The following is a 17,028-nucleotide window of genomic DNA, read 5'->3' as shown; positions in this document are numbered from 1 at the left end:
AAATTAAACCGCATATTCTCAGATTAATTAATACTCTGACAATCTGCGGTTTTCTTTTTTAACTACAATTTAATTTGTTGTCCAAATTCCTTTTCACTTTCGATCACTTTTCCTTCATATTTCAGTGTCCATCCTAATTGACTGGTAGTAATTAGCAATTTAGATAATTCGCTAATCAATCTGTTTTGAGCATTGGTTTTCAAAGTAGAACTTTCTATTTTTTTAGCTAAATTCGCTTTTACAGATTTGTTAATTTTGTTGTAATCTTCGCCAGTAAAAGGGTTCAGTTTACTTTGTTCTACATCATAAAACTTAATGTCTGGATTAATTTTTATTTCTTCTTTGGGAATATAAACAATCGTTATCGTTTTATTTTTCTCATCAATATCATACTTCATTTTGTGCAAATCGTAAGCAACCGTTACATCAGCATTTACGACAACGAGTGCTTTTTTCTCAAAAGAAAGCATGTTTAATAAATACTTTTCTTGATTTTTATAGGTAATCACTTCAGAGAAATGTCCTTCAGTAACAATTAGTTTTCCAACATTTAGAATTTGTTGCTGAATTAAGCCTGAGCCGTCTATAGTAGTTGTATTATCGTCTTTTTTAAATTCACAGTATTTGAATAATAGAAAAACAGTAATTATAATTCCGATGAAAATAAATAGTCTTTTTAGCATAATTAAAATTTCATGAATGGATTTTGAGTTTCTAATTTAGTGATTTTTTCGTTCAATTTAGACACAAATTTTAAGTGATTTTCAGATTGCGGATTAAATGGCCGGTGCATTATTGATTTTTGAATATTCTCTACTTCCTCCATCGTGGTAAAAACTGCATCAGAAATAGTGGTTTCTTTAAAACGTTTCCAAATATAATCAATCGCTACTTGATTGGGGTGTAACATATCTTCGCTGTAAAAACGATAATCACGAAGTTCATCCATCATAATTTCATAGGAAGGAAAGTATCCAGTATTTAATTTTAAATGTTCTGTTTGTATAACTTGATGAATTGAAGAAATTAAATTTGCTTTGCTCCATTGATTTTCAACAAAACCATCTTTGATGTGACGCACTGGAGAAACCGTAAAAATAACACAGCACTTTGAATTTACTTTTTGAATTAAATCTATTGTATTTCTAATAGATTTTTGAATAGTTTCTATTGACAAAATAGATTTCTCAAATTGTTTTTGAGGTACTTTATGACAATTGGCAACAACTTCATTGCTTTCTATATTTTTATAAACCCACGATGTACCATAAGTAATAATAACATGTGAAGCTTGTTCTATTGCTGTTCTACTAGATTGGAGAATTGCGTTTAATGAAACTAGCAATTCTTCCTTGTCAGGATTGCTTAAATCCGAATGCGCATCAAAACAATGCCACAATTCATTATGAAAGAAGATATCGTTTTCGGTAAATTGTTTTTTAGAAACAGCAAAATCAATAAACTTCTCAATAGCCAGAGGATGAAATAAAATCCCAAACGGATTGCAAGTATTTTGAAACTTGAAATAATCCAATTTTTCTGCCATATTCACTGCAAAACAAGAACCAAGAGAAACAATTTTCGAATTGTAATCTATAAGCCGATTACTTTTTGGAATAGGTATTGGAGTTCTGAAATTCATTTCACTTACTTTCTTACAAAGTTGAATAATTTAAACCAATAAAAAAACTCAAACATTTCGATTTAAAATAGAAACTGCCGATTTGTTTATTGTTATCAGGAGAAATGATTTAGCAAAACGGTAATAAGTGCTAAATTCAAGAGATTCTTTTCAATACGTCTTTACTACAAAAGCAAACAACCCTTTTAAAAACGAGTTCTAAAAGGGTTGTTTGTATTTATACATTTTTACTATTTCACAAAATCAATTGCTTTTTCTAATACCTCCTTAATTCCAGATACATTTTTACCTTTTCCTGATGCAAAAAAGGGTTGTCCGCCACCGTTTCCGTCTATGAATTTACCTAGTTCTCTAATTACATTACCAGCATTAAGTCCTTTTTGGCTAACTAATTCTTTAGAAATAAAGCAATGAATATTGGGTAAACCGTCTTCAATAGAAGCTAAAAAAACAAAAGAGCTCGGTGTTGCGCTTCCAATTGCCATAGCCAAATCTTTTGTGGCGCTCATTGATAAATTAACTTGTTTAGATAAAAAGTTAACCCCATTGATTTCTTGAAATTCAGTAACCAAAATATTTTTTAGTCCCTCAATTTTTTCTTTTACTAAATTTTCAATTTCTTTTTTGAATTTAGAATTCTCTTCTTGCATCGAATGAACCGCTTTCAAAATATCTTGTGGGTTTTTCAAAGCAACTTTCACTTCATTTAATGTGTTTTCTTGCGTAGCATAAAATGCTTTTACCGCATCACTCGTAATCGCTTCAATACGACGAATTCCTGCTGCAACTGCTCCTTCTGAAACAATTTTGAATTGCCAAATTTCCGCTGTATTTTTCACGTGTATTCCACCACACAATTCCATGCTTTCGCCAAATTTAATCGCTCGAACATGATCTCCATATTTCTCACCAAATAAAGCCATTGCTCCTTCTTCTACTGCTTGCGCAAAAGGAATATTTCTTCTTTCGATAAGTGGTAATTGCTCCTGTATTCTAGCATTAACAAAATCTTCCACTTGTTGCAATTCTGTGTCCGTCATTTTTGCAAAATGCGAAAAGTCAAAACGCAAATAGTTTGAATTTACCAAAGAACCTTTTTGCTCCACATGCGTTCCCAGAATACTTCTTAAAGCTTGATGCATTAAGTGTGTAGCCGAGTGATTTCTTGATGTTAAAGTTCTTAATTCTGTATTTAATTTTGCCACAAAACTTGCTTCAATGTTTTCAGGAAGTTGCTTTGTAAAATGTAGAATTAAATTATTTTCTTTCTTAGTGTCTATAATCTCAATAGTTTCATTAGCAGAAACCAATGTTCCTTTGTCACCAACTTGTCCTCCACCTTCTGGATAAAATGGTGTATTGTCTAAAACTATTTGGTATAAAACCCCATCTTTTTTGCTATCTACTTTACGAATTCTCGTAATTTTCGCTTCGTTTTCAGTTTGGTCATAACCCACAAATGTTTCTACATTTCCAGGAATTAAAACTGACCAATCTTCGGTTGAAACTTCAGATGCAGCACGAGAACGAGCTTTTTGAGCTTGCATCGAAGCATCAAATTCAGCCTCGTTGAAAGACATTCCTTTTTCTTTCAAGATCAAAGCTGTTAAGTCTTTTGGAAAACCAAAAGTATCATACAGTTCAAATGCTTTAGCTCCAGAAATCCTCCCCAACCCCTCCGAAGGAAGGGCTTTTTTAGTATCGGCAATAACTTTGTCTAATAACTGTAAACCTTGGTCTAATGTTCTCAAGAATGAAGCTTCCTCCTCACGAATCACATTAGTCACAAACGTTTCTTGCAATTTGATTTCTGGGAAAAACTCCCCCATTTGGTTTGCTAAAACAGCAACTAATTGATTGACAAAAGGCTCTTTGATGTCTAAAAATGTAAACCCGTAACGAATAGCACGACGCAAAATTCTACGGATTACATATCCAGCACCGGTATTAGAGGGCAATTGTCCGTCAGCAATTGCAAAAGCAACCGCACGAACGTGATCTACAATTACACGAATGGCAATATTTGTTTTGTTTTGTGATTCTTCGCTAGCGCTCAGAATGACATCATTGGTAGTATATTTAGCTCCAGTAATTTGTTCTACTTTTTTAATAAGTGGCGTAAAAACGTCCGTGTCATAATTAGAAGTCACTCCTTGTAATGCCATACACAAACGCTCAAATCCCATTCCGGTATCAACGTGTTTTGCAGGTAATTTTTCTAGAGAACCATCGGCTTTACGGTTGAATTCCATAAATACGTTGTTCCAAATTTCAACCACTTGTGGATGATCATTGTTGACTAAACTTTTTCCTGAAACTGCTGCTTTTTCTTCAGCGGTACGTAAATCAACGTGAATTTCTGAACAAGGTCCACAAGGTCCTTGATCGCCCATTTCCCAAAAATTATCTTTTTTGTTTCCTAGAATGATTCGGTCTTCATCAATCAACTCCTTCCAGATATCCCAAGCTTCTTGATCGAAAGGTACATTTTCCTCTGCATTACCTTCAAAAACTGAAACGTATAAATTTTCTTTAGGAATTTTATACACTTCCGTTAAAAGTTGCCAAGCCCAATTGATTGCTTCTTTTTTAAAATAATCACCAAAAGACCAATTTCCCAACATTTCGAACATCGTATGGTGATACGTATCAAAACCAACATCCTCCAAGTCATTGTGTTTTCCTGAAACACGAAGACATTTTTGAGTATCGGCAATTCTATTGCTTTTTGGCGTTGCGTTTCCCAAAAAATATTCTTTGAACTGCGCCATTCCTGAGTTGTTAAACATCAAGGTTGGATCATCTTTTAGAACGATAGGTGCTGAAGGAACAATAAGGTGTCCTTGTGATGCGAAAAAATCTAGAAATTGTTTACGTACGTCTTGTGATTTCATATTTTTATTTTGGGCCACTAAACAAAGTGGTTAATTTATGTGTGATTCAGAATATCCTCTGCCCCAGATAGAAGTGGAAAGCTTTGCTGTTTTAAAATTTATTTTTTCTTGAGTTGGCAGAGCGACCGGAGGAAGCTCCTGCTAGCGCATTAGAAAAAAATATTTTAAACAGCGAACTTGCAACGGTTAGCTGGATAAGGCACATTAATATATTTATTCTCTAAAAAAGGCTGTTGCAAATGAAACATTTCTTAAATTTGTTCGTCTAACCTTTTTACAGTGTGCAAAAATAGGGTATTTTAAAATATGTCGAAAGTAAAATATTATTACGATTCCGAAAATCTAGCCTACCGAAAAATAAAAACACGAAAAAGAAAAAAAATTGGTGTTATAATCTTATTTTTAGTGGCTTCGGCTCTGTTTGGTATATTGAGTTTTATAATTTTATTAAACACACCTTATTTTGAAACACCAAAAGATCGTTTGCAAGCGCGTGAAATTGAAAATTTGAAATTGAATTATGCCATTTTGAATAAAAAAATAGAGCAAGCCAATCTTGTTATTGATGCTATAGAGGAGCGAGATAATAATGTGTATCGTGCTTATTTTAACAAAACTATTATTCCAGATTCTATTCGAAAAGCAGGATTACCTGGAATAAATAGGTATAAAAAATTGGAAGGATACAATAACTCGCAGTTGGTGATGAACACCACAAAAAGAATTGATGTGCTTAACAAAGAATTAGTCATTCAATCGAAATCATTGGATGAAATACTAAAATTAGCTGAAGCTAAAAGTGTTTTTCTAGCTGCAATTCCAGCTATACAGCCCGTTAGAAATGAAAACTTGAAACATTTGGCTTCTGGTTTTGGATACAGAACAGATCCATTTACTAAAGTAAGAAAAATGCACGAAGGCATGGATTTTACCGCTAAAACTGGAACTCCAATTTATGCAACAGGAGACGGAATCGTTGCTAGAGCGGACAACAATGCGTCTGGATATGGTAATCATATCGTTATTCGGCACGGATTTGGCTACGAAACTTTGTATGCTCATTTAAGCAAATACAATATTCGGGCAGGGCAAAAAGTGAATCGTGGAGATATTATTGGATATGTGGGAAGCACGGGCAGATCTGAAGCGCCTCATTTGCACTACGAAGTTCATAAAGATCAAAAGGTAGTGAATCCTCTTAATTTTTATTACGGAAATATATCTGCAGTAGAATATGTAGCTATAGCAAAATTAGCGAATCAAGAAAATCAATCACTGGATTAACGATTACCGAGTTCAAGTCGATAGACCAGTAGAAATTATAAAGTAGTACAAACATGCACATTGAACTTTCAAAAGACAAAAGATATTATAGCATCGGAGAAGTAGCTAAAGCTTTTGATGTAAATGCCTCACTGATTCGTTTTTGGGACAATGAATTTGACATTTTAAAACCCAAAAAAAATGCTAAAGGAAATCGAATGTTCACTCCTGAAGATATTACTAATTTACAATTAATTTATCATTTGGTTAAAGAAAGAGGTTTTACCCTTGAAGGTGCTAAAACCCATCTAAAAGAGGGACAAAAGAAAACTTTAGATAAATTTGATATTATTAGAAAACTAGAAACCATACGAACACAATTAACCAATATTAAAAACGAAATTTAGATTTTTAAACAATAAATAAACACTAAACTTAAATTAAATAAACATGAAAAGATTTTTGCCTTGGATTATCGTAGCAGTTGTTGTCATAGTAATTTTTAGCTGGGTTAAAGGAATTAACAATACAGCCGTAACTTTAAATCAAACCGTAGAACAATCTTGGGGTGACGTTCAAACCGCTTACCAAAGAAGAAATGACTTGATCGGAAATTTAGTAAATACCGTAAAAGGTGCTGCCGAATTTGAAAAAGGAACCTTGACTGCTGTTATCGAAGCACGTGCTAAAGCTACTCAAGTAACAGTTGACCCTACGAATATCACACCAGAACAATTAGCCGAATTTAACAAAGCGCAAAGCGGAGTTAGCAGTTCATTATCAAGATTGTTAGTTACTGTTGAGCAATATCCTGATTTAAAAGCCAATGCTAATTTCTTGAAATTGCAAGATGAGTTAGCAAGTACAGAAAATCAAATTCTAACGGCTAGAACTCGTTTTAACGAAGCTGTTAAACCTTACAACACGCACATTAAAACTTTCCCAAATAGTATGTTTGCAGGAATGTTTGGATTTAAAGAAAAAGCTTATTTCAACGCTGTTGAAGGTGCTGATAAACCAGTAGAAGTAAAATTCTAAAAAATATTTTCAGTTTTTTGATTAACGATTTTGATTTTAGGATGCTATTTCTAACTTCAAAATCGTTAATCTTCATTCCTAAATTTTCCCCATGTCAAAAGTAGAAGATTTTTTAACCAAAGAAGAAGAACAAGAAATTGTTGCAGCTATTTGTACGGCTGAAAAAAATACTTCTGGCGAGATAAGAGTGCATTTAGAAAAAACCACTGCTCTTGATCCTTATGATCGTGCTCTAGAAGTTTTTAATCAACTTAAAATGGATCAAACCCAACTTCAAAACGGCGTTCTAATATATGTAGCCGTAAAAGACCGCAATTTTGTAATTTGCGGAGACAAAGGTATTAATGATGTCGTTAAAGAAGATTTTTGGAATTCTACTCGAGATGTAATTGTTGCTCATTTTAAAAATGGCAATTTCAAACAAGGGCTTATTGACGGAATCATTAAAGCGGGAGAACAATTACAACAGTATTTCCCTCATCTAGAAGGAGATAAAGATGAATTATCTAACGAAATATCAAAAGGATAATGATATTAAATAAAAAGATTACTTTAAATTCCTTAAAGTTAGTGATCTGTTTACTGCTTACACAGCTAAGCTTTGCACAGTTTACAATTCCAGAAAAACCTAGTTTTCAAACTTCAGTTTATGATTACGCCAATGTGTTGGGCGCAACGGATAAGGCGCAATTAGAACAAAAGCTAATTCAATATTCTGATTCTACTACAACTCAAATTGTAGTGATTACTATTGAAAGTTTAAAAGGGGAAGATGTAAGCCAACTAGCAACCAAATGGGGTCAAACTTGGGGAATTGGCGGAACAGAAAAAGATGACAATGGCGTAATTATTTTATTGGCTAAAGCCGAAAAAAAAATAGCCATCAATCCCGGATATGGACTAGAAGACAGATTGACAGCAGGTATTGGCGGAGAGATTATTAGGAATATTATTTTACCTGAATTTAGAGCGGGTAGTTTTTACAATGGTTTAGACAAAGGTACCGATGCGTTAATTGATGTTTTTAAAGGGAAATACAAAGGAGAACGTAAAAAATCACAACAAAAAAATGACTTCCCTTTACTGCCATTTATAATTATTGTTATTGTAATACTGGTTTTATTATCAAGAAATAAAGGTGGCGGTGGTGGAAACTCAGGAAATAGTGGTGGTGGGCCAAGTTTATTAGATGCTATCATTTTAAGTAGTCTCGGCAGAAGTGGCGGAGGTGGCTTTGGTGGTTCTTCGGGAGGTGGTTTCGGAGGCGGCGGAGGTGGTTTCGGAGGCGGCGGAGGTGGCTTCGGTGGCGGATTTGGCGGCGGAGGTTTCTCTGGCGGTGGATCTAGCGGAGGATGGTAAATAAAATATTAAAAAAACGCTACAAATCTGTAGCGTTTTTTTTTACCTCATCATCAACTATAATCAAAAAGACAAAGTCATTTATCTGTTAGCAGTCAGTTAAATGAAAATGCTAATTTTATGAACTATTCTTTTGAATTAGAAACAAACTATTCAACTACTTATTATATAAACTATGAAGAAAAATATCGTTACATTAATATTAATTATTTTTTGTAATTCATGTTTGTTTAGTCAAAATAATGCTGTTGTTAAAGCAATAAATGAGAACGCATTTCAACTTAACGATTCAGATCCCAACATCGATATTGATAAAGACGCTAAATTAGATAGTATATTTAATAAAGTAAGGATTTTTGGATTTGGTGAAGCAACACACGGAACAAAAGAATTTTTCAATTTAAAATTTAAGTTTTTTAAATACTTAGTTAAAAATCAAGGAGTTCGTAATTTTGCAATTGAGGCAAGTTATGCAAATTGTATTGCAATTAATAATTACATAAAAGGACAAAAAAATGATCCAAAAGAATTGCTGAAAAATATTGGATTTTGGATTTGGAACACTCAAGAAGTTTTAGAATTAATTGAATGGATGAAAAAATTCAACTTTGATAAAATTCAATCTAATCAAATAAATTTTTACGGAATAGATATTATGGATTGTTCGAATTCAGCTAAAATAATTAGTGAACATCTAACAGAAAATTTATATGAGAACAAAACTCAATATTTAGATATATTAAGTTTTTACACTATAAAAAATAACACTAAGTATTTAAATAAGAATATATTAAAGAACCATTTAATCGTGATGAATGAATTAAAAGAAATTTTAAAAAGTTCAGAAGCTAAAAACAAAGAATTATACATTAGCCTACAAAATTCAATTATTCAATTTATAAATTTGTGCATAGATTATAGACAAGAAATACGAGATAAAGAAATGTCAGAAAATATTAATCAAATATTACATTTTAATGGTAATGAGAGCAAAATATTTATTTGGGCACATAATTTTCATATTAAAAAAAACAATATCACCTATACAAATGACTTCGCAATGGGTCATTTTTTAAAAGAAAAATATGGAAATGAATATTATAGTTTAGGATTTGATTTTGCTACTGGAGCATTTAATGCTTATAGCATTAAGAATAAAAAAATTGAAATATTTTCAATTACCGAACCAATGACTAAAACGAGTAGCAAGTTGTTTAACGAAAGCTCTTTTGATAGCTTTTTTTTAGATTTTTATTCAATTAGTAAAATAGACATTTTGAATAATTATATAACTTCTAAAGTTAATTATCGAGGAATAGGCTCAACATACAATCCAAAAATGGTTGAAAATGAAAAACTCAAAGATGCTTATGATGGAATTATCTTTGTAAAACAAACCCAAGCATCAACACTATTACTTAGATAATAAATTAAGTTAAAATAAAAGCACCAAACATAATAAATAAACGACCGTACTGCTAACAGACGTTTGAAGAGATTAGTGTTTTTATCATATCTTGGTTTCGGGAGAAAATTCTCTTGCATAAAGCACCAAACATGATCAAGCGCCAAGACATAAAGAGATTAAATAATAAAATAGTATTTTTCTTAACATAAATGTTTTAAAAATTAATTTTATATTTGAAAAATTAATTTTAACTACTGATAATGAAAAATATACAAATAAAAAGCTGCTTTTTTTTACTACTCTTAATTTATAGCACAAATAGCTATTGTCAATTTAGTGGTTGGAAAGAAAAAGCTTTAGAATTAGGAACATCTATTGGTGCAAAAAAACTTGGTCTAGATGAAGTCTTAAAAAAACCTGCCGCAATTACCACTTCTTTTGAAGATGTAAATCAAAGCGGATCTAAATTTCCTGATTTAATAATTGTGAAAAACGTACAACCTTTGTATTTACTCCCTAAAGCAACAAATGGTGGTTTTATACTTTGCGAAGGATTTTTTGAGATGACAAATAAAAGTTATTGTCTGCATGCTGGAACCTTTTTACCTTCAAAAGGAGATGGTTATATGTACGCTCCCATTTTAGGACCAAAAAAAGACATTATAACATCCATACTTAAAAATGCAGAAAAACATCCTGAGATTAATCAAAATGACATTCAGGTTCTTTTATGGACAATTATAGCTAGAACACGTTTTTCAGATTATAGTGGCCAGGTAAAACTAACTGCAGTTGCTTTGTTAAGTCCAATAGAACTTACTCATCTAGAAGGTGGAATGCTGGGAATTTTACCAGCAAGCTTGATGAACAAAGCAAAATCTAAAATTCCAGACGGTGTACAAAATATTTTTGAAGCAGAAAATAAAATTAGACAATTAGTAGCTTCTGGAAATTACACTTATGCTGACATGGAAAAATATGCAATTATTGCTGGAATGGCTCCAGTAAGAAGTGATATCCCTAGCGGAATATGGTCTTTGCATCCTGATGGCTATTACATTCGCTATTTTCCGTCGGGATATTCAAAAACGAAAGTGCAAATTTATGTTCCTAAGGAAATTATCGCCTCTGGAAAATCTGTAATATATGATGCTACAAATGACATTGCTTGTCCTGCCAATACGGGATCACAACGACTGGCTCAGACAAATGAACCTTTAGACCCAAACTATTCTATTAAAATAAAAGTTAATTGTAAATAATATAATACTAACTAATATTTATAAAAAAGTCCCGACACAATCGGGACTTTTTTTGCTTTATGGTTGCAAAGAGCACTAAAACTGAAACTAATTTTTTCTGTTTTTTAGTGAAAAATCATTCTGTTTCCAGATGGTTTTTCCTTAGCACCAAATTTATTCAACTTATAAGTCAATGAAAACATCAAATATCTTTTTAAAACAGTGTTTTCTTCATCCCTTATATTTGTTGGAGAAATGGTTCTTGTGGCACTCTGGTTTTGATTTAAAACATCATACACTTTAACTTTAGCAGTCATTTTTTTATCAAAAAAACTATAAGACAAACTGGTATTCCATAAATAAAAATCTTTCTTGAAACCATCTGCAATATTCGAGTTGAAGGTATATCCAAAATCATTTCCAAAAACCCAGTTTTTAGGCCAATAATTAGTAGTTTGTATATTAAAACGATGAATTACACTTGACGCACTGCTAATTCTATAATTGGTATATTTAGAATCATTGTACGTAAAATTATAAGTTGGATTTATCGATAGTAATTCACCATATTCATAAGTAAAATTCACTTTAGGATTCAATCTCAATGTATTCGCTTCAAAAGATGCTCCGTTGACAAATCCTTTTGATAAACCATAATTGGAATTAAAACTAACACCATATTTAAAATTATGTGCTTCTTTTTTTATAGATTTATTCCAATTGGCTCCAAACCAAGAAGAATACGTTCCAGATACATTTTCAAAAGTGGTAATATCCTTTATGTTAGAATCATAAAGTACCGAAGAAACTACTTGATCCTCATATAAGTTTCCTCCAAAATAAATAGAATAGCCCGATCTAGTCGCATAATCATAATTTCTAAAACTTAAATATCCCCATTGATTACGACTAGGTTTTAAATTTATATTTCCTATTGTTGTACTCAATGGATTAGATAAATCCTCAACGGGTAAAACTTCGCGTGCTTCAGGAAAATCAACATCATAACTGTAATTAAGATAAATAGATTTTGATTTACTCAATTTATAACTAAGTCGTCCGTTTAAATAAGGCAACACGTAATTTGAAGTTACATTAGAATTAGTACCTAAATAAAAGGAATTGGCATTATAAGTAACTATTGATGGACCAGAACTAAAGCTTAAATTAAATTTTTTCTTCTCTAATGAAAAACCTACTTCTGGACGAAAAGCTTTTTTATTTGAACTCAAATGATTTGTTTGCTCAGCATTTAAGTTAGAATAACCTTGTGAATTCGCATCAAAATCAAATGTATTTCTTTGGTCTACTTTTGATTCAGTGCTATAAACAATTCCAAATTTTACATTTAAAGAATCTGTAATAGGCTCTGCATATTCAATTTCAGAAGTATAAACGTCTTTGGTATTTCTATTAATTCTAATTTGATTTCTTACAATATCAGGATCTGAATTAAGGAAGAACATTGTATTGGTTTTATTTAAGGAACTTAAATCCTCTTGAGAATTTTCATTGTAAAAAGAAAGACTTAAAAAGCGTCCTTTTTTCTTGAATTTCTTATTAAAATTAATAGCATTGCTAAATCCTAATCCATCACTTTCGTCAAAAATTTGAGCCAAATTACTATTTACAAGTTCACCGGCTTCATTAAATGATTTTTCTGCAGAATTGTTGCTGTATTTGGTATTTGATTTGGTAAACTTAGGCGCTACAAAAATAGTGGCTGTTGAATCTATTTTATATTCGACTTGAAAATTTAAGTTGTGACCAAAGCTCTCCGAATTTGTTATCGCTTCTGATTCTCTATTTATATTTCCTGTGGGAAGAAATGTAATCATTTTGGTTCTATTGCGATTATCTGAATTAGAATTAGAAAAAAAGTAACTACCACTAGTTTCAAAATCCTTAATTAATTCATCCGAATAATTCAGACCTAACATACTAGACCGAGTTATTCCTTTGCCAGCGCCATAGCGATTTCCGTTTATTGTAAAACTGCCACCATCAGAGTTATAAGACATAGAACTGTTTCTTCCGCCTCCCATATTATCAAAAATTTCATCCATAGAAAAGCCTATAGAATTGATATTATTGGCCGAAGCTAATACGCTTATTTTTCTTTTGTTCTTAAAATAATTTATTAATGCGCTACTCTCATAACGATCTCCAGTACCGTAACCTCCCATAAATTTTCCAAAAAATCCTTTGTTTTTATCTTCATCGATAGTTAGGTTAATACTAGCATTATTAGAGGTAGAAGCTTCTTTGTTCAACTCTTCTTTCTTGGTTTTAGTATCGGTTATTTGAACTTTATTGATAATATCCGAGGGCAAACTTTGCAGGGCAATTTTACCATCTTTATCAAAAAAAGGTTTCCCATTTACTAAAATCTGGTTTACTTCTTTTCCATTAACGGTGATTTTACCATCAGTACCAATCTCTACGCCAGGTAACTGTTTTAGTAAAGTTTCTACATTAGCATCTGGACGAATTTTAAATGACGATGCATTAAATTCTAAAGTGTCTTTTTTTATTCGAATCGGTGGTGCATCATTTTTTATAATGACCTCATTCAAATTATTTTGGTTTTCAATCAAGTTTAAAATTCCAAAATCTCTATCTTCAGTCAGAGTTTGTATTTCCTTTTTTAGAGTTTCATAACCCATATAGGATATTTTCAAAAAAAAAGGTTTGTTAATTTTTTTAATATCCATTTTAAAAAACCCATTTTTATCAGAAATAGTATAATCTATAACTGCGGAATCTTTTACTGAAGTCAAAAAAACTGTCGCAGCCTCAATGGGTACTTTTGTATTGTTATCTAGAATTTTTCCCTTTAGCGTTATAGTACTGTTCTGGGCAAATGAAGAAATAGTTAATAAGAAAGATAAAATTAGAAAGTATTTTTTTTTCATAAATAAAAAAATTCGCTGTTAATGATTTTAAAATCAACAGCGAATTAAGTTATTTATTATTACACAATGTAATTTCTTACAACAAATTTAACATTTATTTCTCTCTTATGTAGATGTCAATTGGCACTCCTGAGAAATCCCAATTTTCTCTAATTTTATTTTCAAGGTAACGTTTGTATGGTTCTTTTACATATTGAGGCATATTAGCAAAAAACACGAACTGTGGCGTTTTAGTAGGCAATTGCATGCAATATTTAATTTTTACATATTTTCCTTTAGTAGCAGGTGGCGGATACGCTTCAATAACTTTTAACATAAATTCATTGAACTTTGAAGTAGCAATACGCTGTTGTCTACTTTCAAAAACTTTTACAGTCGCTTCTAATGCTTTCAATAAACGTTGTTTTGTTAAAGCAGAAACAAAAAGAATAGGCACATCCGTAAATGGCATTAATTCTTCTCTGATTTTCTCTTCGTAATCACGAGTTGACATCGTTTCTTTTTCAACTAAATCCCATTTGTTAACCAAAATCACTACTCCTTTTCTGTTTTTCTCAGCTAACCAAAAAATACTTTGATCTTGCCCTTCAAAACCACGAGTGGCATCAATAATAAGGATACAAACATCTGCATGCTCAATGGCACGTACCGAACGCATCACTGAATAAAATTCTAAATCTTCCTTCACCTTAGCCTTACGACGGATTCCGGCCGTATCAACCAAGTTAAATTCGAAACCAAAACGGTCAAATTTTGTATCTATAGAATCACGAGTAGTACCCGCAATGTCAGTCACAATATACCTATCTTTTCCAATCAAAGCATTGATAAAGCTTGATTTACCAGCGTTAGGACGACCAACAACAGCAAAACGTGGCAATACAATTTCTTCTTGAGTTGGTTCTGGTTTTATAGGAAACGCATCAATAACAGCATCCAATAAATCTCCAGTTCCACTTCCTGAAATACTCGCAAAAGTATAATATTCCCCTAAACCAAGATTGTAAAACTCTATGGCATCTTTCTCACGCATGGCATTATCTACCTTATTTACAGCCAGTAAAACAGGTTTTGTCACCTTGCGAAGTAGTTTTGCAACCGCATCATCCATAGGAGTTATTCCCTCTTCAACATCCACCACAAATATAATTACATCGGCCTCATCAATCGCAAGTTCTACTTGCTTGCGGATTTCTCCTTCAAAAACGTCATCAGAACCGCGTACATAACCTCCGGTATCAATTACAGAAAACTCTTTTCCGTTCCACTCGCTTTTACCATAGTTTCTATCTCTGGTAACTCCAGAAACTGAATCTACAATAGCTTCTCTTCTTTGTATCAGCCTATTAAAAAGGGTCGATTTCCCTACATTAGGTCTTCCTACTATCGCAACAATGTTATTCATAAGTATTTATTCAAATATTTTGCAAAGGTAGTGTTAAATAGATTGACTATCAATTTTTTTATATATTAGCACACCTTTACCTTTTGAACCAACCAATTATACCAACATGAACACTAATAATGAAATGAGACTTCGCTTGCGATTTTATAAAGATGTGCTGATAAACCCTTCTGTTTTAATACAAAAATTTAATACTTTTAAAATTGCACCCTCAGAAGATTACACCATAAAAACCAGAGGAACACATGTTTGGATTTTTATACAGGGCAGTAAAAAAACTTATTATTCGCCCCATTTACATCTAGAATTTGAATCAAAAGGCGAAAACGAAACACATATTAGAGGTTTATTTGGTCCCGATCCTACTTTATGGACCTTCTTCATGTTTTTACACTTTATAATTGCAGGTGTTTTTTTAATTTTTAGTGGCATCGCCTACTCCAACTCTGTACTCAAAAAAAGTTACACCTTCGACTTAGTCGTACTGGCATTAATGGTCATATCGTGGTTTCTTCTTTATTTCATAGCGAAACAAATTCGAAGTAACGGAAACGATCAAACTCACGAATTAGAAAAAGTATTTTTAGAAATCCTAGAATCGTAATCTTCAGAAGATAATCCAGCACTCCATTGCAACTCCTCGTTCACAAAGCAATTGTTGCAAAGTGCTTGCAGGAGCTTCCTTTGGTCGCTCTGCAACCACAGCAACAATATCCTTTATTCGCTGTGGGGTTTTGATTTCGATCTGGGCTAAAAAAAAATCAGTAGCAGAGAAAAACTCCAATACTGATTTTATGTAAATTTATATAAAAATCAAACTTAAACCGCTACAAATTAATTTATTGGTTGTAACCAAAACGTTTTAACATATTTGTGTTGCTTCTCCAATTTTTATTTACTTTCACGTATAATTCAATATGTATTTGTTTACCAAAGAATTTTTCTAAATCCGCACGAGCTTCCGTTCCTACTTTTTTCAAAGCCGCTCCTTTATGACCAATAATAATTCCTTTTTGGGTATCTCTTTCCACCATTATTAGAGATCGAATTCTAATAATGTTTTCATCCTCAAAAAATTCTTCCGTAACAATTTCTACTGCATAAGGAATCTCTTTACTGTAATTCAATAAGATTTTCTCACGAATCGTTTCATTCACAAAAAAACGTTCCGGTTTATCTGTCAATTGATCTTTAGGATAATAGGCTGGAGACTCTGGTAACAATTCGATAATCCTTCCAAAAACTTCCGGAACATTAAAGTTCTGCAATGCTGATATTGGAAAAATCTCTGCATTAGGAACCTTAGCCGTCCAGAAAGCCACTTGTTCTTCCAATTGCTCTTGATTGGAATTATCAATTTTATTCAATAATAAAAGGACAGGAATTGTAGCATGAATAATTTTATTAAAGAAAGCTTCGTCTTTTAAATCTTGCTCTCCAATTTCAACCATATAAATTAAAATATCAGCATCTTCAAAGGCAGATTTAACGAAGTTCATCATCGAGGCTTGCATTTCGTAAGCCGGTTTGATGATTCCAGGAGTATCCGAAAGGATCAATTGAAAATCTTCGCCATTTACGATTCCAAGAATCCTATGACGAGTTGTTTGTGCTTTAGAAGTAATGATAGACAATCTTTCCCCTACGAAAGCATTCATTAAAGTGGACTTCCCAACATTTGGATTTCCTATGATATTTACAAAACCTGCTTTATGTGACATTTTAATATTATATTTATTGTGCAAAGGTAGTTATATCAAGTCAATAGATGAAAGAAAACATTTTTTAAAATTTTTCCTTATTTTTACCTAAACTCGACGTATTTTGCATCCTACACATCGCGGGATAGAGCAGTAGGCAGCT

14 protein-coding genes are annotated in these 17,028 nt (G+C 32.2%); 8 read left to right on the top strand and 6 right to left on the bottom strand.

Annotation, left to right across the window (positions count from 1 at the left end; all coding sequences use genetic code 11):
* Positions 1 to 62: 62 nt before the first annotated feature.
* From H2650_RS04280 to alaS, 3 genes are all read right to left on the bottom strand, one after another.
* Entirely contained in the window at positions 63 to 683 is a 621-nt protein-coding gene (locus H2650_RS04280) for a DUF4230 domain-containing protein (RefSeq protein WP_188049532.1), read from the bottom strand.
* A 2-nt stretch (positions 684 to 685) separates the two neighbouring features.
* Entirely contained in the window at positions 686 to 1,642 is a 957-nt protein-coding gene (locus H2650_RS04275) for a GSCFA domain-containing protein (protein ID WP_188049531.1), read from the bottom strand.
* A 230-nt stretch (positions 1,643 to 1,872) separates the two neighbouring features.
* Positions 1,873 to 4,536 (bottom strand): alanine--tRNA ligase, encoded by a 2,664-nt coding sequence (alaS, locus tag H2650_RS04270; protein WP_188049530.1) that lies wholly within the window; start codon positions 4,534 to 4,536, stop codon positions 1,873 to 1,875.
* 306 nt (positions 4,537 to 4,842) lie between these two features.
* Between alaS and H2650_RS04265 the strand changes: the two genes are divergently transcribed.
* The 7 genes from H2650_RS04265 (at position 4,843) to H2650_RS04235 (ending at position 10,866) form a co-directional block, all read left to right on the top strand.
* Entirely contained in the window at positions 4,843 to 5,820 is a 978-nt protein-coding gene (locus tag H2650_RS04265) for a M23 family metallopeptidase (protein ID WP_188049529.1), read from the top strand.
* Between the two features lie 53 nt (positions 5,821 to 5,873).
* Positions 5,874 to 6,206: a MerR family transcriptional regulator gene (locus tag H2650_RS04260; protein ID WP_188049528.1), complete on the top strand. Its 333-nt coding sequence runs from the start codon at positions 5,874 to 5,876 to the stop codon at positions 6,204 to 6,206.
* Positions 6,207 to 6,249: 43 nt separating this feature from the next.
* A complete protein-coding gene (locus H2650_RS04255; protein ID WP_188049527.1) occupies positions 6,250 to 6,837 on the top strand; it encodes a LemA family protein in 588 nt (195 codons plus the stop codon).
* 91 nt (positions 6,838 to 6,928) lie between these two features.
* Entirely contained in the window at positions 6,929 to 7,366 is a 438-nt protein-coding gene (locus tag H2650_RS04250; RefSeq protein ID WP_188049526.1) for a TPM domain-containing protein, read from the top strand.
* Positions 7,366 to 8,196, top strand: coding sequence for a YgcG family protein (locus H2650_RS04245; protein ID WP_188049525.1), 831 nt, complete (start codon positions 7,366 to 7,368; stop codon positions 8,194 to 8,196). Before H2650_RS04250 ends, H2650_RS04245 begins: the two co-directional genes overlap by 1 nt.
* Positions 8,197 to 8,371: 175 nt before the next feature.
* Complete coding sequence (locus H2650_RS04240; RefSeq protein WP_188049524.1) at positions 8,372 to 9,622, top strand: erythromycin esterase family protein; 1,251 nt, start codon at positions 8,372 to 8,374, stop codon at positions 9,620 to 9,622.
* A gap of 242 nt (positions 9,623 to 9,864) precedes the next feature.
* The gene (locus tag H2650_RS04235; RefSeq protein WP_188049523.1) at positions 9,865 to 10,866 is read left to right on the top strand and encodes a hypothetical protein; all 1,002 of its coding nucleotides are present in this window, start codon (positions 9,865 to 9,867) and stop codon (positions 10,864 to 10,866) included.
* Between the two features lie 104 nt (positions 10,867 to 10,970).
* Here the strand turns inward: H2650_RS04235 and H2650_RS04230 are convergent, their stop codons facing one another.
* Both H2650_RS04230 and der read right to left on the bottom strand, forming a co-directional pair.
* Entirely contained in the window at positions 10,971 to 13,760 is a 2,790-nt protein-coding gene (locus tag H2650_RS04230) for an outer membrane beta-barrel protein (RefSeq protein ID WP_188049522.1), read from the bottom strand.
* 94 nt (positions 13,761 to 13,854) lie between these two features.
* Positions 13,855 to 15,165 carry a ribosome biogenesis GTPase Der gene (der, locus tag H2650_RS04225; RefSeq protein ID WP_188049521.1) on the bottom strand — a complete coding sequence of 437 codons (1,311 nt, stop codon included), beginning with the start codon at positions 15,163 to 15,165 and terminating at the stop codon, positions 13,855 to 13,857.
* Positions 15,166 to 15,271: 106 nt separating this feature from the next.
* On the opposite strand from der, the gene H2650_RS04220 reads away from it, so the two are divergent.
* Positions 15,272 to 15,769, top strand: a complete 498-nt coding sequence (locus H2650_RS04220) for a hypothetical protein (RefSeq protein WP_188049520.1) — start codon at positions 15,272 to 15,274, stop codon at positions 15,767 to 15,769.
* Between the two features lie 235 nt (positions 15,770 to 16,004).
* Here the strand turns inward: H2650_RS04220 and era are convergent, their stop codons facing one another.
* Positions 16,005 to 16,886 carry a GTPase Era gene (gene era, locus H2650_RS04215; RefSeq protein ID WP_188049519.1) on the bottom strand — a complete coding sequence of 294 codons (882 nt, stop codon included), beginning with the start codon at positions 16,884 to 16,886 and terminating at the stop codon, positions 16,005 to 16,007.
* Between the last annotated feature and the right edge of the window lie 142 nt (positions 16,887 to 17,028).

The sequence above is a fragment of the Flavobacterium sp. GP15 genome, from assembly GCF_014281985.1.
GTDB lineage: Bacteria > Bacteroidota > Bacteroidia > Flavobacteriales > Flavobacteriaceae > Flavobacterium > Flavobacterium pygoscelis.
The sequence above is the reverse complement of the archived record's forward strand: the minus strand, read 5'-3'. Positions and strand labels throughout refer to the sequence as shown.

Coding starts and splice junctions, on each gene's coding strand:
- H2650_RS04280 (WP_188049532.1), bottom strand. CDS start 683: ATGCTAAAAAGACTATTTATTTTCATCGGAATTATAATTACTGTTTTT.
- H2650_RS04230 (WP_188049522.1), bottom strand. CDS start 13,760: ATGAAAAAAAAATACTTTCTAATTTTATCTTTCTTATTAACTATTTCT.
- H2650_RS04245 (WP_188049525.1), top strand. CDS start 7,366: ATGATATTAAATAAAAAGATTACTTTAAATTCCTTAAAGTTAGTGATC.
- H2650_RS04265 (WP_188049529.1), top strand. CDS start 4,843: ATGTCGAAAGTAAAATATTATTACGATTCCGAAAATCTAGCCTACCGA.
- H2650_RS04275 (WP_188049531.1), bottom strand. CDS start 1,642: ATGAATTTCAGAACTCCAATACCTATTCCAAAAAGTAATCGGCTTATA.
- H2650_RS04255 (WP_188049527.1), top strand. CDS start 6,250: ATGAAAAGATTTTTGCCTTGGATTATCGTAGCAGTTGTTGTCATAGTA.
- H2650_RS04235 (WP_188049523.1), top strand. CDS start 9,865: ATGAAAAATATACAAATAAAAAGCTGCTTTTTTTTACTACTCTTAATT.
- era (WP_188049519.1), bottom strand. CDS start 16,886: ATGTCACATAAAGCAGGTTTTGTAAATATCATAGGAAATCCAAATGTT.
- H2650_RS04220 (WP_188049520.1), top strand. CDS start 15,272: ATGAACACTAATAATGAAATGAGACTTCGCTTGCGATTTTATAAAGAT.
- der (WP_188049521.1), bottom strand. CDS start 15,165: ATGAATAACATTGTTGCGATAGTAGGAAGACCTAATGTAGGGAAATCG.
- H2650_RS04240 (WP_188049524.1), top strand. CDS start 8,372: ATGAAGAAAAATATCGTTACATTAATATTAATTATTTTTTGTAATTCA.
- H2650_RS04260 (WP_188049528.1), top strand. CDS start 5,874: ATGCACATTGAACTTTCAAAAGACAAAAGATATTATAGCATCGGAGAA.
- H2650_RS04250 (WP_188049526.1), top strand. CDS start 6,929: ATGTCAAAAGTAGAAGATTTTTTAACCAAAGAAGAAGAACAAGAAATT.
- alaS (WP_188049530.1), bottom strand. CDS start 4,536: ATGAAATCACAAGACGTACGTAAACAATTTCTAGATTTTTTCGCATCA.